A 21,592-nucleotide genomic window follows, 5' to 3' on the forward strand; every position below is an offset into this window, starting at 1 on the left:
TTGATATATGAGAAAAATATCAGCGAATTTAAATATTTAAATACGAATAACTAAACACTTGAAAAAAAATTAAATACTTTTAAGGAAATTTTAAGTCATTGGCATGATTTTTTCTTTAGATTTGTTAAATCAATTTTAAACTTAAAAAAATGAAAAAAATAATTTTACTAGCTATGCTGACTGTTTTAGGAGTAACTTCTTCTCAAGCACAAGAAACTACAAAAAAAATAAAAGCTACTGCAGCTAAAGTTGCAAAGGTAGATGGCGCAGGAATGGTGTTTGTTTCTGAAACTATTGATTACGGAACAATTGCTCATAATGCAGATGGAAAACGTGAGTTTGTATTTACTAATAATGGTAACAAACCATTAATTATTACAAATACTCAAGGTTCATGTGGATGTACAGTACCTTCTACTCCAAAAGAACCAATTGCTCCAGGAGCAAAAGGGGTTATTGGTGTAAAATATGCTACAGACAGAGTTGGTGCTTTTACAAAAACGGTAACAGTAACTTCAAATGCTACAGGACAAGCTACAAAAATCCTTACTATAAAAGGTGTAGTATTAGCAGATGATGCTTCAAAAAGCTAAATTTTAAAAACATTAAAAAAAAGCTTCCCTTAACAGTGGAAGCTTTTTTTATTAGATCAAATCTTAAAAAATGAGAAAGCTAGAAAATAGTGAGTTGGAACGAAAATCAATTGAAGCTTTTAAAAAATCTGACAAAACTCCATTGATTTTAGTTTTGGATGACGTTCGCAGTTTACACAATATAGGTTCCGTATTTAGAACAGCTGACGCTTTTTTAATAGAAAAAATATATTTGTGTGGCATAACTGCTACACCTCCAAATAAAGAAATCCACAAAACAGCGTTAGGCGCAACCGACACGGTAACTTGGGAACATAATGATAATGTATTAGATGTAATTCAAAATTTAAAAAATCAAAAAGTGACAACTCTTGCCATTGAGCAAGTAGAAAGCGCCATTTTTCTTCAAGATTTCAAAGTGGAAAAAGGCGAAAAATATGCTTTAGTTTTCGGGAACGAGGTACATGGTGTCTCACAAGAAGCTGTTGCAATTTGTGATGGTTGCATTGAAATTCCTCAATTAGGAACAAAGCATTCCTTAAATATTTCTGTTAGTGCTGGAATTGTTGTTTGGGATTTATTTCAAAAAATGAATTGGCCTGCTAATTAAGAAAATAAATAATTGGTGCATTATCCTATAGTTTAATTGATTTATTATTATTTTGTCACTTATTTATGAAAAAACTATTCTTCCTTCTTGTTTTGCTTGCAAATATTACTGCACAAGCCCAATACACATCAATTCCTGATGCGAATTTTGAGCAAGCTTTAATAAATTTAGGCATTGATAATGGAACAATTGACGGAAGAGTTCTTACAACAAATATTAGTGGAGTTACTAGCATAAATCTTCAATTTGCAAACATATTTGATCTGACTGGAATAGAGGATTTTACTAGTTTGACATATTTAGCAACCAGTATAGGAAATCAATTTAACAATTTAGATATTTCAAAAAATATTAATTTACAAGTTTTGATTTGCGATCAAAACAATTTAAAAACTCTTGATGTTTCAAAGAATATTAATTTAACATTTTTAAGTTGCGAACAGAATCAATTAACAAATTTGGACGTTTCTAAAAATACAAAACTTGCGCGGTTATATTGCAAGAACAACAAACTCATTACACTGAACTTAAAGAATGGAAATGATTTAGCCCTAGACTCAACTCTAAACCCCGATTTATCTTGTATCTTAGTTGATAATGTAGCATATTACAATGCCAGTTACACTGTTTTTAAAGATTTAACTTCTCGTTTTTCAGCAACTTGTCAAACAAATATTGCTCCTATAATTACAGCGAGCGGAAATCAAATTTATTGCCCGCAAACCTCATTAAAAATTGTCACCGATGTTACAATCACAGATCCTGACGATTTCAGCACAGATGCTATTTATATCCAAATATCATCTGGATATGTCAACGGACAAGACCAATTGTCATTAGCAAATCCTTTGTCACATCCAACAATTAGTGCCATTTGGAATTTAAATGAAGGCAAACTAAAATTATCAAGCCCTATTAGCGGAACACCCGTAACATATGCAGATTTTATTGCAGCCATTAAAGATGTTGAATTCTCAAATTCCACAACCTCCCCTTCTGGAACTAGAGATTTCTCAATTAGTATTGGTCAAGCCAATTATCTCCCTAGAAATGGTCATTATTACGAATTTGTTCCTTTTTTAGGAATAAGTTGGACTAATGCAAAACTAGCTGCTGAAGGAAGTAATTACTATGGTTTACAAGGCTATCTAGCAACTATCACGTCAGCAGATGAAGCAAAAATATCTGGAGAACAAGCAGCAGGTGCTGGTTGGATTGGTGGAAGCGATGCAGAAACAGAAGGTGTTTGGAAATGGGTAACAGGCCCTGCCGTAGATCGTGTTGTATTTTGGAATGGCGCATCTAACGGCTCCACTCCTAACTTTGCATTTTGGAACACAAACGAACCCAATAACACCAACAACAATGAACATTACGCACACATTACAGCTCCCGGAGTAGGAATTAAAGGCTCCTGGAATGACCTAAGAGAATCCGGAGACCCAAGTGGGAACTACCAACCTAAGGGCTATATTGTGGAATATGGAGGCATGCCAGGAGACCCAATTCTTCAAATTTCTGCAAGTGCTAGTATAACAATTTCTAAAATAACAGGAACAATCCCTGCAACGAATTGTGGCCCTGGTACTTTGACGCTTCATGCAACAGCTTCAGTTGGAACTATCGATTGGTACGATTCTCCAACTTCAACCACTACATTACAAACAGGTAATAATTTTGACACCCCTTTATTAAATGCAACTACCACCTATTATGTGGATGCAGGATGCATTTCAACTAGAACTCCTGTTATTGCAACTATCAAAACAATACCAACAATTACATCAACGACTCCATCAATAGTTTGTGAATCTGGACCTGCAACTTTAGGAGCAGTAGCTTCGGCAGGAACAATCAATTGGTATGCCACATCCACTGGCGGAACTTCCTTGCGCACTGGGAGCTCATTTACAACTCCAAATATTAACGCAACAACAACTTATTATGTCGATGCGATTTCAGACGGATGCATAAGTCCTACAAGAACTGCTGTTACTGCAACAGTCAACGCTGCTCCTACAGTAATTGTTACAACCGCAGCATCACGATGTGACTCCGGAACTGTAATACTAGAAGCATTTGCATCGGTAGGCAATATTAATTGGTACAAAGAGTCGATTGGTGGTTCTATATTATTTACAGGAAATTCATTTTTGACTCCTAATATAGATACTACAACTACCTATTACGCTGAAGCGTTTTCTGATGGATGTCCAAGCTCCCGAATCCCAGTTACAGCAATTGTATATCCTATTTCTACTATGAACCAAGACGTTGTCTTGTGTCGAGGTGAAACGAAAATACTAGACGCATCCATTCCAAATATGACTTATTTATGGTCGCCAGGAGGAGAAACCACACAGACAATTGAAATTTCAACTATTGGTGACTACAGCGTATCCATAAGTTCCCCAACTGTTATTTCTTGTGAATCGAAAAAGAACATTAGCGTAATAGAGCATCCAGAACCTATTATTAGTTCGATTGAGGTTAATGAAAATTCAGTTACCATAGAGCTTGCAAATCCAGAAAGCTATTTCGAATATTCAATTAATGGCTTAGATTTTCAAGTTTCAAATCAATTTTATTTTATTTCCAGTGGTCAACATACCGCTTTTGTTAGAGAAAACAATGATTGCAACTTAGTGGCACAAGATTTTACCATTTTTACAATTCAAAAATATTTCACACCAAATAATGACGGTTTTAATGATGTATGGAAAATAAAAGAAATGAGCGATTATCCCAATTCAAGTGCTCAGATTTTTGATCGATATGGAAAATTAATAATAGATTTAACCTCAGTTAAATATAGCTGGGATGGCAGTTACAACACCAATCTTTTACCTGCAGATGACTATTGGTATGTATTAAAACTAGACGACACACAACCCGAAATTAGAGGTCATTTTTCGTTAAAAAGATAAATTATTATTTTTTAAACACCTTTAAACAAACACAATAGAGCTACTCATTTACTTTTACAAAAAAATAGAATACTTTTATAAAATGAAAAGCAGTCTTTTTTTTAAGTGTAGTATTCTATTGTTGTTTTTGACTTCAAAAATGACGTATGCTAATCATGCATTTTATGATTTAAAAAAAGACACACTTTCATCTAAAGAAGGAAAATTAAATTATACCATTTCAAAAAAACAATTACCTCAAATTATAAATGTGGGATTACCCATTTTAAAAGCAACTGGAAATCAAATATACTGTCCGCAGACCAGCTTAAATATTGTAACGGACTTTACTATAAATGATTCCGAAAAGACAAGCACAGAAGCTATTTATATCCAAATTTCAATTGGCTACAACGATACACAAGATTTATTATCACTTACGGGATCACATCCTTCTATTATAGCAAACTGGGATATAAATACTGGAAGACTTACCCTTACAAGTTCAAATCCAGGTTCACTTGTCTCCTATACTGAATTCATTAATGCGATAAAAGATGTTGTATATACAAATTCCTCCTTGAAGCCAACTGGAAACCGATCCTTTTCGATAAGTGTCGATAAAGTTAGTTTTTTACCCTCAAACAACCATTTTTATGAATTTGTTCCAGGTTCTGGTCCTGCACCAAAATTTGGATTGGATTGGGGAGTTGCAAATGACTTAGCAAATGCCAAAAAATACTATGGATTACAAGGCTATTTAGCAACTATTTTATCTGCCGAAGAAAATCAATTAGCAGCAACACAACAATCAGGAACAGGATGGATAGGAGGGTCCGACATAGTTGAAGAAGGCATTTGGAGATGGATGAGTGGTCCCGAAAAAGGCATACAATTTTTTTACAATCTTGAAAGCACAATGACACCTGGAGTTTACAGATCAAACCCTCGCGGCATCGGATCAACACTCAATTATGTGAATTGGAATAGAAGTAGTCGCAATTGGTATGCTGGGATTCCTTATTACGAACCAGACAATCTATACAATATCGATAACGAAGACGAAGATTATGCAATTATTGTTGAAAATGATGGTCTTGGCACCAAGGGATCATGGAATGATATAAATTACTATGGAGAATCATACAAAGGATCCCAACAAGCCAATGGATATATTGTTGAATACGGAGGGATGCCAGGTGACCCAGAGATTCACATCGCTACAAGTACTTCTCTTATTATACCCCAAATCACTGAAACCTCAACTGATTCAAGATGTGGCACTGGTACGTTAACATTGGGGGCAACCTCCAATTTAGGGACTATTAATTGGTATGAAACCGAAAATGGCGGAACAGCAATTGCTACAGGAACTAGTTTCACCACACCCGAAATTACAAAAACCACAACCTATTATGTCGAAACAAAATATCCCTTATGTACAAAATCAGCAACTAGAACCCCTATTATCGCTACTATATTAAACATTCCAGTTATAACTACTCCGAATTCCAAATTCTCTTTATGTGGTGAAGGTGACATCACCCTCACTGCATCAGTAAGTGAAGGTACTATTTATTGGTACAGTGAACCAACAGGAAGTTCGTTGATTGGGATTGGAAATAGTTTGACTCGGTTTTTAAGTACAAATACCACATTTTATATTGAAGCCGTAAATAAAAACTGTACCACTGGAGCAAGGCTGCCAGTAGAAGTAGTGGTTTATGACTTGCCAAAATTTCAAGATCAAAACATAGTAAAATGCAAAGATGAAAAAATAACAATTGCTGGCTCTCTATACGGAGTTAAATATTTATGGTCGACAAATGAAACTACACCTACTATTGAGATAAATACACCTGGCACTTATACTGTAGCTGTTACAAGACCAGCACCAGAAAGCTGTATTCTGACCGAAACAATTACCGTTATAGAAAATCCTGCGCCAAAAATAAAAGAGGTGCTTATTGAGGAAAACACTATTTCGATTCAACTTGAAACTCCTGCTGACTATTTTGAATTTTCGATTGACGGAATTAATTTTCAAAGATCCAATGTTTTTCCTAAATACACTAGCGGATTGCAAACAGCAACAGTTAGAGATACAAAAAATTGTAGTTTTGATAGTCAAACATTCATTACTATTATTATGCCTAAATTTTTCACACCTAATAATGACACTTTTAATGATTTTTGGGAAGTTAAAGGTTTAGAAAATTACCCCGAAGCCACCGTAACCTTATTTGATCGCTACGGAAAACTAATTACCATTTTAAATCCGTCAAACACAACATGGGACGGCACTTTTAATGGAGCTGATTTGCCTGCATCCGATTATTGGTATGTATTAAAACTAGATTCTGAAAGCCCCGAAATCAGAGGTCATTTTTCGTTAAAAAGATAAATTACGAAGCAATTTTCTTTCTAATTTCGTCTAAAATATAAAGGTAATCTTCTTGATTTTTTACAAAATCCTTGTCCGAAACATCAATAATCAAAACATTCAAATCCGTTTGTGATTTAATGTAATCCAGATAACCGCTATTAATTTTGTCCAAATAATCAGCGGGGATTTTCTGCTCGTAACTTCTTCCTCTTTTCTTTATGTTTTGCAAAAGACGTTCTGAATTTTGATACAAATAAATATAAAGGTCAGGCTTGGGCATTTCTCTATAAATAATATCAAACAAATTGCGATACAAGCGATACTCATCTTCTGCAAGGGTAATTTTCGCAAAAATTAAAGATTTAAAAATATGATAATCAGCCACTAGAAAGTCTTTAAAAAGATCAAACTGGGCTAAATCATCAGATAATTGCTGGTATCTATCCGCAAGAAATGACATTTCGAGAGGAAAGGCATATCTGTTTTGGTCTTTATAAAATTTGGGTAAAAATGGATTATCAGCAAAACGTTCTAGAACAGTTTTGGCATTAAAATCTTCGGCTATTTTTGTTGCCAAAGTCGTTTTACCCGCTCCAATGTTACCTTCGAAAGCTACATAATTAAATTGTTCGAAAGAAATATTTTGCAATGGACTTTCTAAATTATGAACCACAACGCAATTACTGTCATCCAGACAATCTTGTAATAATACTGAAATCGATTTTTTCAAAATAGGATGTTCCCAATTCAAATCTAAATCCTGAATGGGCAACAATACAAATTTTCTTTTTTGCATTAAAGGATGCGGAATTTGAAGCTTTTCAGAATCAATAATAATATCATCAAAAGCTATCAAATCAACATCAATAATTCGAGATTGATATCCTTTTTCATCAGTACGAATCCGACCTAGTTTTTTTTCGATTTTTAATGCTAGATTAAGCACTTTATTGGCCGAATTAAAAGTATGTAATACCAATGCACAATTATAAAAAGCATCACTTTCAAAACCCCATGATGGTGTTTCATATACTTTAGAAACTTTAATAATGGTACCTATTTCTTGGTGAATTAATTCCAGACACTTTTTAATGTTTTCAAGGCGATTGCCTTGATTACTACCTAGAGATAAAACGACCTGATGTTGTGATTTCATATTAAGCACAAATTAACTAAAACAATTTTAGAATAGAACTATATTTGCACAAAGTGTTAGTAACTAAATTTAGAGGTTATACATATCTTATCTGTAACATTTAGATGCTTTTTGCGACATATTAAAAAAATAAGATTATGAAGTTTTTAGGAAATGTATTAGCAACTATTGTTGGTTTGTTTGTCTTTTTTATGTTGTTTTTCTTCGGGATAGTGCTTGTTGCAGCTGTTTTTGGAGGAGAATCGGAAGCGGTAGCAATAAAAAGCAACTCGGTAATTGAATTAAACTTAGAAGATATAAAATATGATTATGCCGGAAAATATGAAGATCCTTGGATCAACATTTTTTCAGACAAAAAAAGCATTGGTTTATCTGATGTTATTAATGCGATTGAAGTCGCTAAAAATGATAGCGACATAAAAGGGATTTCTATTTTAAATAACGAATCTTCACTGGGAATGGCTCAGAGTAAAGAATTAAGAGATGAGTTAGAAAGCTTTAAAAAATCAGGGAAATTTGTTATGGCTTATGCCAATTCCTATACGCAAAAAGAATATTACTTAAACTCCGTTGCTAATACGATTTACTTAAATCCAGTAGGCGACATGGATTTCAAAGGATTATCGGCAGAACTGATGTTTTTCAAAGATTTTCAAGAAAAAACAGGGGTAAAAATGGAAGTAATACGCCATGGAAAATACAAAAGTGCAGTAGAACCTTTCCTTGAAAACAAAATGAGTGATGCCAATAGAGAGCAAACCACTGCTTTATTAAATTCAATTTGGGGTTCTGTAGTTTCTGAAATTGCTTCCAGCCGAAAAGTCTCCGTAGAAAAATTAAATGAAATTGCTAATGGTCTTCTTGCTAGAACTCCAGAAATGGCTAAAGCGCAAAAATTAATAGATGTGATTGCTTACGAAGATGTGTATCATGATGCGATTAGAAAAGCATTAAAAGTGGACAAAGACGAAGATTACAACAAAGTGAACGTTTTTGACTATGCTAAAAAAATAAAAACAACTTCCATTGTTACTGATACACAAAATAAAATTGCCATCATATATGCTCAAGGCGAAATTCAAAGTGGAGAAGGTGATGTGAATACTATTGGTGAAGGATCTATGCGTCGTTCTCTACAAGAAGCCCGAAAAAATAAAGATGTAAAAGCAATAGTACTTCGTATTGATAGTCCAGGTGGAAATGCTTTGACTTCAGATTTGATTTGGAGAGAAGTCGAATTGACTAAAAAAGTAAAACCAGTGGTTGTTTCTATGGGAAATTATGCTGCTTCAGGTGGGTATTATATTGCATGTAATGCGAACACTATTTTTGCCGAAAACAACACTATTACAGGATCTATAGGTGTTTTTGGAATATTACCTAATTTCAGTCAACTGACGAAAAAAATAGGTATTAATGTGGAACAAGTACGAACTCATGAAAATGCGTCCCGTTATAGTCCATTTGTCCCATTAGACGAAAAATTTAAAGCGGTTACTCTTGAAGGTGTAGAACATATCTACAATACATTTGTTACTCATGTAGCCGAAGGACGTAAAATGACTTTCGAACAAGTAGACGCTATTGCGCAAGGAAGAGTTTGGGCTGGATCAGAAGCCTTAAAAATTGGACTTGTAGATAAAATTGGTAGTTTGAATGATGCTATCAAAGAAGCAGCGAAGTTAAGTAAAACACAAAAATATGGTACTCAAAACTATCCTGAGTACAAGAAAGATTTTAATGATCTATTATCTAGTCTACCGTTTGCACAATCAAAAGTAAACTTCATAAAAGAGGAAATAGGCGAAGAAAATTATATGCTAATGGAACAAGTAAAAAGATTTCAAGAACAAAAAGGAGTGCAAGCCATGATGCCATTTGAAATTAATATAAAATAATAATAATAATAATAATATACATTTATCTTAATCCGTCTCGTTTAGTTACCAGACGGATTTTTTTTATATTTATAGGACTTAAAACCAAACTACTGCTAACAAAAAAGATATAACTTATTATGAAAATATTATAAATTATCTTAGCCCTAATACGCTATTTTTGTAAATAAATTACGGCAACATTTTTGTACTACAAATAAAAATAAACAGCAAACCTTATGTTAAAGAAAATATTAAAAATCGTTGGAATCATAATGCTTTTAATAGTGGCATCTCTTTTTGCTATTCCTTATTTCTTTAAGGATCAAATAAAGGCTAAAATTACTGATGCTATAAATGAAAAAGTAGATGCCAAAGTTTCCTTTGCGGATGCTGATTTGAGTTTGTTTAAAAACTTCCCGAATGCAAATGTTACATTAAATAAGCTGGTTATTATCAACAAAGCTCCGTTTGAAGGAGATACTTTAATCTCATTGGGAGAGTTGAATTTAAAAATGTCAATCAAAGAGCTTTTTAAAGGCAAGAATGAAGCAATGGAAATTCAAGGAATTACATCCAAAAATGGTTTGATAAATATTCTATTTAATAAAGATGGAATAGGCAACTACGATATTGCTATAAAAGACAATTCTAAAACTGATTCGAAAAGTAGTCCCTTAGCTTTAAATATTCAAAATTATAAAATTGAAAATTTCAAGTTCAAATACTTTGATGAATCGTCCAAAATTAAAATGGTTATCGATAGTTTAAACCATGAAGGAACAGGTGATTTTGCAGCTCAAAAATTAGACTTAGTAACAAAGTCTACAGCCAAGGTATCTCTTGATATGGATAAAGTCAATTACATGAATAAAGTTCCTTTGACATTGGACGCTGTTCTAGGAATTGATCTAGATAAAAGCAAATATACTTTTAAGGAAAATAAAGCTTTAATCAATCAATTACCATTAGAGTTTGATGGATTTATTCAACTTGTAGATGCTGGACAGGAATATGATTTAAAATTCAAAACCCCAACTTCATCATTCAAAAATTTCTTAGGAATAATACCTGCTGCTTATGCTGCCAGTTTAGACAATGTAAAAACAACTGGTGATTTTACCGTGACTGGTTTTGCCAAAGGATTATATTCAGACACAACTGTACCTAAATTCAATGTTGAAATCGCATCAAATAATGCTTCCTTTAAATATCCAGACTTACCAAAATCAGTACAAAATATTGTAATTGACACTAAAATTATCAATGAAACAGGGGTTTTAAACGATACTTACATCAATTTAGACAAGCTATCTTTCAAAATAGATCAAGATGTTTTTAATGCTAAAGCTAATATTAAAAACGTAACACAAAATGCAATTGTGGATGCCGTACTAAAAGGGACAATCAATTTGTCCAATTTATCGCAAGCCTATCCAATTAAATTAGATAAACCATTATCAGGAATTCTAAAAGCGGATGTGACGACAAAATTTGACATGCAATCTGTTGAAAAAAGCGAATATCAAAACATCAATAATGCTGGTACAATGAGTTTGTCTGGTTTTAAATATGTAGATGAAAACGGCAAATCAATGAATATCAGTAATGCATTAGTGCAATTCAATCCTAGTCAAGTAAATTTAAAACAATTTAATGCAACAACTGGAAAAAGTGATTTAGCTATAACGGGAGTTTTAGAAAATTTCTATGGTTTTATATTTAAAAACCAAGAATTGAAAGGGAATTTTAATTTGAATTCAAATCAATTGGCCGTAAGTGATTTTATGACACCCGAAACAAATTCAGGAGCTGAAGCTAAAAAAGCAGAAGCGATGAAAATCCCAGCTTTCTTGAACTGTTCGCTTACTGCAAAAGCAAATACCGTTTTATATGATAATTTAACATTGAAAGAGGTGTCTGGAAAATTGATCGTAAAAGACGAAAAAATGACCATGGAAAATGTTAAAACGTCAATTTTTGGTGGAACAATTGGGTTGAATGGTGCCGTTTCCACAAAAGGAAAAACACCAACTTTTGAAATGAACTTAGGTTTAAATCAAGTGGATATTGCACAATCTTTTACCCAACTGGACATGTTAAAAAAGATTGCGCCAATAGCTGGTATCATTAATGGAAAATTAAACTCCACCATTAAATTAAATGGAAATCTTACAGATTCTATGAGCCCTGATTTAAAAACATTGACTGGAGATTTATTAGGACAATTGTTATCAACTACGTTAAATTCAACCAACTCTACTTTGCTAACAGCATTGGGATCTAATTTGAAATTCATTGATGTTAGTAAAATTAATTTGAATGATTTAAAAGCAGCCATTACTTTTGAAAATGGAAAAGTGAATGTAAAACCATTTGACATCAAATACAAAGACATTAAAGCAACTATAGGCGGAACGCATGGATTTGATCAAAGCATGAATTATAATTTAAAATTTGATGTTCCCGCTAAATACTTAGGAACTGAAGCCAATGCACTTATAGCTAGATTATCTCCTGCAGATGCTGCAAAAATGGAAAGCATCCCTATTAATGCTGTTTTAACTGGGAATTTCACTTCTCCAAAAATTACAACTGACATTAAAACAGCGGTTACTAATTTGACAAATCAATTAGTTCAACAACAAAAAGAGCGACTAGTAAAACAAGGAACTTCTGCTTTGACTGATTTAATCAATAAAAATAAAAAACCTGGTGATACTACAAAAACAGTTATCCCAGTTACCAAAGAAGAAATTAAAACAAAAGCTACTGAACAAGTAAAAACGAAAGCTACCGATTTACTGAATGGTTTTTTTAATAAAAAGAAAAAAGTGGTCGATACAACCAAAGTAAATTAATTAAAAACCTTATTTGAACAGTAATGAAAAAGGGGAATCTCAGCATTGAGATTCCCCTTTTTCATTTCATTATACGATTTAATTTTAAACTAAAATCTTTACCACATATCCTTCAGAACTACGGATATTAAAAACAGTTCCATCTTCAAATAAAAGATACTGCCCTTTAATCCCTGTTAATTTCCCCTGAAAACTAGGCGTTTTGTCCAGACTTAAACTTTTCACTTTTGTGGGATATTCCAACACTGGATAATGCATTTCATACAAGTCATTTTTATTCAAAAAGAAATACTCATGAACCTCTTTTGGAATCAAATTTTCTAGTTTTAAACGTTCGGCAATTAAGTCTACATGTTCCACATTATTGGTAAGCATTTTACGCCAGTTGGTTTTATCAGCATAATAATTTTTCAGCGCTACCTCCGTAATTCCAGCTAAATAGCGATTAGGTACCTCAACAATTGAAATAGCTTCATTTGCTCCTTGGTCGATCCATCTTGTAGGTACTTGAGTTTTTCTTGTCACTCCTACTTTTACTTCACTAGACAAAGCCAAATAGACTATGTGGGGTTGCAACTGTACTTTCTCTTCATAGGCCAAATCCCTATCTTCAATTCCTAAATGTGCTGTACTTAATTCGGGTTTCATAATCCAATCCCCAACCGAAGCACTGGAATAAAAACAATCATAACAACATCCTTGTCTAAATATTTTTTTCTTCTTTCCACAATTCAAACATTGATACCCTACAAAGTCAATTTCAATTTTTTTATCTAATAATTGATTGACATTTAAAAAACCGTCCTCGAAAACTAAATAATATTGAATTGGATTTCCAAATTCAGTTTGCATTTTAGTAAGTACACCTTCGTATTGCATTAAGTTTAAAGTTTAAAGTTTGATGTTTGGCAAATTTTGTTATTTTTGGTAAAGTTATCATTCATAATGCTAATTTCATAACGCCAATTTTAAAAAATGCCATTAACTATAATCAATTCGTTTGCATCTTGGGTTTTAAAACAACGAATCCATCAGATAGAACTTTTCCTGAAATACCCAAATGAGGTTCAGGAGGAATTGCTTATGAATTTAATCCATTCTTCAAAGAACACCGTTCTAGGTAAAGATTATGATTTTGCATCAATAAACTCGTACGCTACTTTTAGCGAAAGAGTTCCGGTCACTTGTTACGAAGACATCAACCCCTTAATTGAACGAACCCGAAATGGAGAACAAAATTTATTTTGGGAAACGCCCATTAAATGGTTTGCAAAATCAAGCGGAACAACCAATGCAAAAAGCAAGTTCATTCCAGTAAGTAATGAGGCATTAGAAGATTGTCATTACAAAGGAAGTAAGGATTTATTATGCCTGTATTTAAACAACAATGAGAATTCAGAATTATTTTTAGGCAAAAGCCTTCGCCTTGGCGGGAGCTCTCAGATCTATGAAAACAACAGTAGTTTTTTTGGAGATTTATCTGCTATTTTGATTGAAAATATGCCTATTTGGGCAGAATTTAGTAGTACGCCTAGCAGCAAAATTTCGCTTATGAGTGAATGGGAAACTAAAATCGCAGCAATTATAAATGAAACTAAGAAAGAAAATGTAACCAGTTTTGCTGGTGTTCCATCCTGGATGTTGGTCTTAATGAATAAAATGCTAGAGGAAACAGGCAAAGGAAATCTATTTGAAATCTGGCCTAATCTTGAAGTGTATTTTCATGGAGGTGTTAATTTTGATCCATACCGCGAACAATACCAAAAAATTCTACCTAAAAAAGATTTTAAATATTACGAAATATACAATGCTTCCGAAGGCTTTTTTGCCATTCAAGATTTGAACAATTCTAGTGATTTGTTACTGATGTTGGATTATGGAATTTTTTATGAATTTATTCCAATGGACACCTTTGGGACTCCCAATCAAAAAACCATTCGATTGGCAGATGTTGAATTGTTTAAAAATTACGCCATTGTTATTACTACTAATTCTGGCTTGTGGCGTTACTTAATAGGTGATACGGTACGTTTCACATCTTTAAATCCGTACCGAATTCGAGTGACTGGCCGAACCAAACATCATATTAATGTTTTTGGTGAAGAATTGATGGTCGAGAATACGGATCAGGCCATTGCTAAAGCCTGTTGCATTACCCATTCTGAAATAGTTGATTATACTGTTGCTCCCATATTCATGGTTGATAAAGAAAAAGGAGCTCACGAATGGATGATAGAATTTAAGAGAAAACCTACTGATATGGTTCTTTTTCAGAAAGTATTGGATGAAACTTTACAGTCTTTAAATTCAGATTACGAAGCTAAAAGACACAATAACATGACGTTAAACCCGTTAGTAATTAATGTAGCTCGCGAAAATTTATTTTACGATTGGTTGAAAGACAGGCATAAATTGGGAGGGCAACATAAAATTCCTCGCTTGTCCAATCAGCGTGATTATTTAGAAGATTTAAAACAAATGCAGATTAAAGTGATCTACTAAAAATGAAAAAAGTCTTACTTTTATTAGTTAGTATTACCCTACTTGCCTCCTGCGGACCACACCGCATGCGATGTGGAGCCAGAGGAATATGCAAAGCTCCTCATCATCTAAAATCTATGGAAATTAAGAAGCATACCCTTGTTTTTAATGAGAATTAATTTTCATTTTCATCAAAATTCACCATCCAGTGAATTCCAAATTTATCCACAAACATTCCGAAATAAGCCCCCCAAAACGTTTTATTCATTGGCATAAAAGGATTCCCTCCCGCAGACAGTCCGTCAAACAATTTATCCGCTTCTTCTTTACTTTCAGCATTGATAGAAAGAGAAACATTTCCTCCAAAAACAACGGAGCCACTGGCTGAATTACTATCACTACCCATTAATACAGATCCTTTACCAATGGGCAAGGTAACATGCATTATTTTATTGGCATCTTCTTCAGATAGTGCTGGAGTAGTAGTATCGGAGGCTGGCATGTCTTTAAATTTTCCGACATAAGGAAATTCACCCCCAAATACTGATTGGTAAAATAAAAATGCTTCTTCGCAATTGCCATTAAAAATTAAATAAGGATTGATTGTTGCCATAATTCTATTTTTTTAAATTATTAAATTATCTACTTTTGAAGTTTTCCAAAATCCATATATAAAACATTCCAACGATGTCCATCTAAATCCGCGAAACCAAAGCCATACATCCATCCTTCATTTTCAGCAGGTTTAGAAAAAACAACACCTCCAGCATCAGTTACTTTTTTTGCCAATTCATTTACTTCTTTCTTACTTTCTGCATCTAACGAAATTAATATTTCCGAACTAGATTTAGTATTGGTAATCTTATTTTGTGAAAATTTACCAAAAACAGATTCCTCAAAAAGCATGACCACAAAATTTTTATCTCCTACTATCATACAAACCGAATGCGCTGTTTCATTTTTCTCATTAAAAGAAAAGCCTATTTTCTCAAAGAATACTTTTGATTTCTTAACATCCTTAACAGGTAAATTAAGCCAGATTTGTTTTGTCATTTTGCTAACTATTAAATTATTTTAAGCATCACTTTTCAATTGAGGTTTCTACTGCTTTATGTAAAAAAAACGAACATTAAAATTACAACTTATTTAAAACCAAATCCTTTTTTAATGAAAATATTAACAATAAAAAAGCCTTAACTCAATTTGAGTTAAGGCCATAAATATTTTTATAATAATATATTACTCCATCATATCAATATGTCTATCATGATACCCCAAAAGATATAAAACACCATCCAATCCCAAACTAGAGATTGAAGTAGAAGCACTTTCTTTTACTGTAGGTTTAGCATGAAAAGCAATTCCTAAACCTGCCAAGTTTAACATTGGCAAATCATTGGCTCCATCACCTACTGCAATGGTTTGGTTGATATGTATTCCTTCTTTATCGGCAATGGCTTGTAGGTATTCGGCTTTTTTAGCTCCATCAACAATTTCCCCTATATATTTTCCTGTTAGTTTTCCATCAATAATCTCTAATTCATTGGCATGAACGTAATCGATCCCCAATTCCTTTTGCAAATATTTACCAAAATAGGTAAATCCACCAGATAATATAGCCGTTTTGTATCCATAATACTTCAGGGCTTTCATCAAGCGATGTGCTCCTTGCGTTATTGGTAAATTAACAGCTACTTTTTGTAAAACCTCTTCACTTAAACCTTCAAGCAAAGCCATACGTTTCTTGAAGCTTTCGCTAAAATCAATTTCGCCGTTCATCGCTGATTCAGTGATGGCTCTCACCTGCTCCCCTACTCCTGCAAGATCCGCTAATTCGTCAATTACTTCCGTTTGAATTAAAGTAGAATCCATATCGAAACAAACCAATCGTCTGTTTCTTCTATACATATTGTCCTCTTGAAAAGAGATATCGACATCTAAAGTTCTGGAAATTTCCATAAAACTAGCTGTCATCAACGTTTTATCTACAATATTACCCGTTACGGATAATTGTACACAAGAACGAGGAAATTCCTCCTTTTCTACAACAGAAGTTCTACCCGTTAATCTTTTGATAGCATCAATATTTAAATTTTGATCCGACATGATTTTAGTAACCGCCGCTAATTGAACAGCTGTCAATGTTTCTCCCAAAATATTGATGATGTAACGTTGCTTGCGTTGCGCTTTTACCCAAATTTCGTAATCTGGGATTGTGATTGGAATAAACTTCACTTTGATTCCCAGCTCATAGGCTTTAAACAATAAATCCTTTAAAACAGGTGCTGAAGAAGAACCCGATTGTATTTCGAATAAAATTCCTAGAGAAAGTGTATCATGAATATCAGCTTGACCAATATCTAAAACAATAGCATCATAAGTTGCTAATATAGAAGTTAAACCAGCTGTTACACCAGGCTTATCCTGACCAGAAACTTTTAATAAAATAATCTCTTTATCTTCTGTTATCATTTTGTTTAATATTGATTTACGCGAACAAAAATCGGCAATCTATTGTAGATATAAAAGAATAATGTTTGTTTTTTTTTACAATAACAAATAGTGTAAAGTACCCATAAAAAAACCTGTTCAAATCAATGAACAGGTTTATATTTTTGAGAAAAACGCAATCTTTATGAAGCAATTTCCAAACGCTTCAATAAATTTCTATTCAACGTTTCTTTAGCGTAATCTACATCAATTTCTAATATTTTGTCATCAGAACTTGGTAGTTCATACATGGCATCCGTCAATATCGCTTCACATAGAGAACGCAATCCACGAGCCCCTAATTTGTATTCTAATGCTTTATCAACAATAAAATCCAATGCTTCATCAGTAATGCTGAAATCTACTTCATCCATCAAAAATAATTTTTGATATTGTTTGATTAAAGCATTCTTAGGTTGAGTCAAAATCGCTCTTAACGTTTCTCTGTCTAATGGATCCATGTGCGTTAACACTGGCAAACGACCAATAATCTCAGGAATTAATCCAAAATCTTTGATGTCTTTTGGAATAATGTATTGCAACAAATTGTCTTTATCAATGTTATCCACATTTTTAGAAGTAGAATAACCAACCGCTTGACGGTTCAATCGTTTCGAAATAATTCTTTCGATTCCATCAAAAGCACCACCAGCAATAAACAAAATATTTTGTGTGTTTACCTCAACAAATTTTTGGTCTGGGTGTTTACGTCCTCCTTTTGGCGGCACATTAACAACCGTTCCTTCTAGTAATTTCAACAACGCTTGTTGCACACCTTCACCCGAAACATCACGTGTAATAGATGGATTATCACTCTTACGAGCAATTTTGTCTATTTCGTCAATAAATACAATTCCGCGTTCTGCTTTAGCTACATCATAATCCGCAGCTTGTAGTAAACGAGTCAAAATACTTTCGACATCTTCACCCACATAACCAGCTTCAGTAAGCACCGTAGCATCTACAATAGCCAAAGGAACGTCTAACATTTTAGCAATGGTTTTTGCCACTAATGTTTTTCCAGTTCCAGTTTGTCCTACCATGATGATATTACTTTTTTCAATCTCTACTTCGTCATCTAATTGCTGCTGCATTAAACGTTTGTAGTGATTGTAAACAGCAACCGACATTACTTTTTTAGTTTGGTCTTGCCCAATAACGTATTGGTCTAAGAACGCTCTAATCTCTTTTGGTTTCTTTAAAATAAGATCCCCAGTTAGTTTAGAACTGCCAGATGATTTTATTTCTTCCAGTACAATTCCATGCGCTTGTTCGATACATTTATCACAGATATGCGCATCTATTCCAGCAATTAATAGTTGAGTTTCCGGTTTTTTCCTTCCACAAAATGAGCATTCTAATTTTTCTTTTGCCATCTTTTTTTGTTTAAAGTTTAAAGTTTAAAGTTACCACAGCAACCTTAAACCTTAAACTTGTAACTATTTTTTTTAACTCCTTCTTAAAACTTCATCAATCATTCCGTATTCTTTTGCTTCATCAGCAATCATCCAATAATCACGTTCACTATCGTTGTGTACTTTTTCGAATGTTTGTCCTGAATGGTGCGAAATGATTTTATACAATTCGTCTTTCAGTTTCAACATTTCACGTAAGTTGATTTCCATATCAGTAGCCACACCTTGTGCTCCTCCTGATGGTTGGTGAATCATTACTCTTGAATGTGGCAATGCCGAACGTTTTCCTGCTGCTCCTGCACATAATAAAACCGCTCCCATAGAAGCTGCCATTCCTGTACAAATAGTCGCTACATCTGGCTTGATGTATTGCATCGTGTCATAGATTCCTAAACCAGCATAAACACTTCCTCCTGGAGAGTTTAAGTAAATTTGGATATCTTTAGAAGCATCAGCGCTTTCTAAGAATAATAATTGTGCTTGAACGATATTTGCAATTTGGTCATCAATTCCTGTACCTAGAAAAATAATTCTGTCCATCATCAATCTTGAGAAAACGTCTAATTGAGAGATGTTCAACTGGCGCTCCTCGATGATGTATGGAGTCATATTTGTAGGATTCATTGCTGCTACGATTTTATCGTAATACATTGCATTTACTCCTTGATGCTTTGTAGCAAATTTTTTAAATTCTTTACCGTAGTTCATTTTTATAAGTTTAAAAGTTTGAAAGTCTAAAGTCTGAAAGTTACATAATCCGTAAGTCAAAGTTCATACCCTAAATACAAATAATGTCAATTTGTCTCCTTTTCTAGCCCAGATCGCAGTGTAAAGCTTTTTGAAAACTGTTTTTTAGTTTTTTCATTCTTGTAAAGCGACTGAAAGAAGCTCTTACAAGAAGAATAAAAACTGAAACAGTTGAAAAAACTTGAAACGAAGAGCTGGATTAGCTTCTGAAATTGATTCAAATAAAAGAGCGTCAAAGAAAAAAATTCATTTGACGCTCAAATATAACTATTTTTTATTATTTAGTCTTTGTAATAAAATCATAATTTTTGACATTTGACTTTATGACTTTTGACTTTAAGGACTAAAATTTATTCTCCGTAAGACGCAGCGATAAATTCGTCGTAAGTAACTTCTTTAGTAGTTGGTTGTGCTTTTTCTTTGAACAATTCCAACAATTTTTCAGCAACCACTTGGTCAGAAAGTCTTTTTACTTCGTCTTGGTTAGACAAAACTCTTGCAACAATTCCTTGAACTTCTTCGTCCGTAGGATTTGTTTGTCCGAATTGTGCCATTTGCTGACGGATGTTTTTTGTAGTAAATGTTTTCAAATCTTCAAAAGTGATTTTGATGTCTGATTGAGCCATTGCTCTACCTTCGATCAATTGAAAACGCAATCCTTTTTCAGAACGTGCATATTCAACTTCAGCTTCCTCAGGAGATAATTTTTTCTCTCCAACAGTTTGCAACCATTTTTTCAAGAATTCTGAAGGCAAATCAAATTTTGTGTTTTCGATTAAGAACTCAGTAACATCTCCTAATAATTTTTGGTCCGCTTGAGTTGCAAATTGCGCCTCAGCATCTTCTTTGATTTTTGCTTTCAACTCATCTAATGAAGCTACAGTTCCAGCACCAAACAATTTGTCAAACAATTCTTGATTCAATTCAGCTAGTTCCGCTGCGTTGATTGCTTCAATAGTGAAGTTTACATCAGCATCTAAACCGTGAACATCATCATGACTTACTTTCATTACGTCCATCAATTGGTGGTCGTCTTCAAATAAACCTTTAGTATTTACAGTAACCACGTCACCTACTTTTTTACCAATGAATAAATCAAAAGTCGCTTTGTCTTTAAAAAGATCAGCAGCAATAGTAGTTGCGTTATTAATTCCTTTTTCTTCGTTAGAGAATGTTCCAGTAACATCCGAGTCAGCTGCAACAACCTCTTGAGGAATTGCAGTACCAAATTGTTTTTGGATACGAGCTACTTGACCATCGATTAATTTATCGTCAGCAGTAACTACATATTTCACGATATCGTTTTTAGCCTCTAAATCCAATTCGAAGTTAGGAACCAAACCAATTTCATATTCAAAAACCAATTCTTCAGCAGCCCAATCAAAGTTTTCGTTTACTTTAGGAAGTGGAGTCCCAAGAAGGTTTAATCTTTCTGATTGTACAAAACGCTCTAAAGCCAAGTCAACCACTTTTTTAACTTCTTCTTCTTTTATCGCTTTACCGTATTGTTTTTCAACAAGATCTTTAGGCACAGCTCCTTTTCTAAATCCTTTAACTGTTGCCAAAGGCATTTTTTCGTTTATTCTTTTTGCTACTTGACCTTTGTAATCCATCTGAACAACTGTCATTACAATCGTTTCGTTTACAGCGTCTATTGCTACTCTTTTGATATCCATCTTCTTCTTTAATTTACATGATAAAATTCGCCTGCAAAATTATAAAATTTTTGCTCGCCAACCAAGTTTTTTTACCACCGATACTGAAGCGTCAATACAGAATGAAATTTCTATGCGTTTTAGACTGCAATAACGAAGATTTTCCTAAGCATTTGGGCGTGACCCTTCCTAAAAAGTACGGGTCAGGCTGTTCGTTCCCGCTTTTATAGTTTTATCCCGAAGGGTAAAACTATAAAGAGCTCCACTGCCATCCTTCACGCAGTTCCTAGTCGAAAGTTAGAAAGTCGAAAGGCTTAAAGTCAAACCGAAGTTTCAAATCAAGACGATTCGAAAGAAAACAATTACATTCCATAAATAGAAAGCGGAAAAAGTTGCATATATTTGATGATATATG

At 33.5% G+C, this 21,592-nt stretch carries 15 protein-coding genes; 7 read left to right on the plus strand and 8 right to left on the minus strand.

Features of this window, described 5'->3' with window-relative positions:
- The first annotated feature begins 149 nt into the window (after positions 1 to 149).
- The 4 genes from AB3G33_RS01250 to AB3G33_RS01265 all read left to right on the plus strand — a co-directional run bounded on the left by AB3G33_RS01250 (position 150) and on the right by AB3G33_RS01265 (position 6,513).
- Positions 150 to 593 (plus strand): DUF1573 domain-containing protein, encoded by a 444-nt coding sequence (locus AB3G33_RS01250; RefSeq protein ID WP_367772040.1) that lies wholly within the window; start codon positions 150 to 152, stop codon positions 591 to 593.
- 70 nt (positions 594 to 663) lie between these two features.
- Positions 664 to 1,203 (plus strand): RNA methyltransferase, encoded by a 540-nt coding sequence (locus tag AB3G33_RS01255; RefSeq protein ID WP_367772042.1) that lies wholly within the window; start codon positions 664 to 666, stop codon positions 1,201 to 1,203.
- Positions 1,204 to 1,268: 65 nt separating this feature from the next.
- Positions 1,269 to 4,130, plus strand: coding sequence for a T9SS type B sorting domain-containing protein (locus tag AB3G33_RS01260; RefSeq protein ID WP_367772044.1), 2,862 nt, complete (start codon positions 1,269 to 1,271; stop codon positions 4,128 to 4,130).
- Positions 4,131 to 4,212: 82 nt separating this feature from the next.
- Positions 4,213 to 6,513 carry a T9SS type B sorting domain-containing protein gene (locus AB3G33_RS01265; RefSeq protein WP_367772046.1) on the plus strand — a complete coding sequence of 767 codons (2,301 nt, stop codon included), beginning with the start codon at positions 4,213 to 4,215 and terminating at the stop codon, positions 6,511 to 6,513.
- A 1-nt stretch (position 6,514) separates the two neighbouring features.
- Here the strand turns inward: AB3G33_RS01265 and folK are convergent, their stop codons facing one another.
- Positions 6,515 to 7,651 (minus strand): 2-amino-4-hydroxy-6-hydroxymethyldihydropteridine diphosphokinase, encoded by a 1,137-nt coding sequence (gene folK, locus AB3G33_RS01270; protein ID WP_367772048.1) that lies wholly within the window; start codon positions 7,649 to 7,651, stop codon positions 6,515 to 6,517.
- A gap of 137 nt (positions 7,652 to 7,788) precedes the next feature.
- On the opposite strand from folK, the gene sppA reads away from it, so the two are divergent.
- Positions 7,789 to 9,549: a signal peptide peptidase SppA gene (gene sppA / locus AB3G33_RS01275; protein WP_367772050.1), complete on the plus strand. Its 1,761-nt coding sequence runs from the start codon at positions 7,789 to 7,791 to the stop codon at positions 9,547 to 9,549.
- 218 nt (positions 9,550 to 9,767) lie between these two features.
- The gene (locus tag AB3G33_RS01280; RefSeq protein ID WP_367772052.1) at positions 9,768 to 12,389 is read left to right on the plus strand and encodes an AsmA-like C-terminal region-containing protein; all 2,622 of its coding nucleotides are present in this window, start codon (positions 9,768 to 9,770) and stop codon (positions 12,387 to 12,389) included.
- A gap of 84 nt (positions 12,390 to 12,473) precedes the next feature.
- Here the strand turns inward: AB3G33_RS01280 and AB3G33_RS01285 are convergent, their stop codons facing one another.
- Positions 12,474 to 13,268 carry a DUF2797 domain-containing protein gene (locus AB3G33_RS01285; protein ID WP_367772054.1) on the minus strand — a complete coding sequence of 265 codons (795 nt, stop codon included), beginning with the start codon at positions 13,266 to 13,268 and terminating at the stop codon, positions 12,474 to 12,476.
- A 96-nt stretch (positions 13,269 to 13,364) separates the two neighbouring features.
- On the opposite strand from AB3G33_RS01285, the gene AB3G33_RS01290 reads away from it, so the two are divergent.
- Positions 13,365 to 14,891, plus strand: coding sequence for a GH3 auxin-responsive promoter family protein (locus AB3G33_RS01290; RefSeq protein ID WP_367772056.1), 1,527 nt, complete (start codon positions 13,365 to 13,367; stop codon positions 14,889 to 14,891).
- A gap of 154 nt (positions 14,892 to 15,045) precedes the next feature.
- On the opposite strand, the gene AB3G33_RS01295 is transcribed toward AB3G33_RS01290, so the two are convergent.
- The 6 genes from AB3G33_RS01295 to AB3G33_RS01320 all read right to left on the minus strand — a co-directional run bounded on the left by AB3G33_RS01295 (position 15,046) and on the right by AB3G33_RS01320 (position 21,198).
- On the minus strand, positions 15,046 to 15,483 hold the full coding sequence (locus AB3G33_RS01295; RefSeq protein WP_367772058.1) for a VOC family protein: 438 nt from the start codon (positions 15,481 to 15,483) through the stop codon (positions 15,046 to 15,048).
- Positions 15,484 to 15,512: 29 nt separating this feature from the next.
- Complete coding sequence (locus tag AB3G33_RS01300) at positions 15,513 to 15,923, minus strand: VOC family protein (RefSeq protein WP_367772060.1); 411 nt, start codon at positions 15,921 to 15,923, stop codon at positions 15,513 to 15,515.
- A gap of 186 nt (positions 15,924 to 16,109) precedes the next feature.
- A complete protein-coding gene (serB, locus tag AB3G33_RS01305; protein ID WP_367772062.1) occupies positions 16,110 to 17,342 on the minus strand; it encodes a phosphoserine phosphatase SerB in 1,233 nt (410 codons plus the stop codon).
- A 161-nt stretch (positions 17,343 to 17,503) separates the two neighbouring features.
- Positions 17,504 to 18,736 carry an ATP-dependent Clp protease ATP-binding subunit ClpX gene (gene clpX / locus AB3G33_RS01310; protein WP_367755227.1) on the minus strand — a complete coding sequence of 411 codons (1,233 nt, stop codon included), beginning with the start codon at positions 18,734 to 18,736 and terminating at the stop codon, positions 17,504 to 17,506.
- Positions 18,737 to 18,808: 72 nt separating this feature from the next.
- Positions 18,809 to 19,483 carry an ATP-dependent Clp endopeptidase proteolytic subunit ClpP gene (gene clpP, locus AB3G33_RS01315; protein WP_367755229.1) on the minus strand — a complete coding sequence of 225 codons (675 nt, stop codon included), beginning with the start codon at positions 19,481 to 19,483 and terminating at the stop codon, positions 18,809 to 18,811.
- Positions 19,484 to 19,872: 389 nt separating this feature from the next.
- Positions 19,873 to 21,198 carry a trigger factor gene (locus tag AB3G33_RS01320; RefSeq protein WP_367772064.1) on the minus strand — a complete coding sequence of 442 codons (1,326 nt, stop codon included), beginning with the start codon at positions 21,196 to 21,198 and terminating at the stop codon, positions 19,873 to 19,875.
- Positions 21,199 to 21,592 lie beyond the last annotated feature (394 nt).

Origin of the sequence: Flavobacterium sp. WC2421 (genome assembly GCF_040822115.1) — a bacterium.
In the GTDB taxonomy this organism is placed as follows: domain Bacteria; phylum Bacteroidota; class Bacteroidia; order Flavobacteriales; family Flavobacteriaceae; genus Flavobacterium.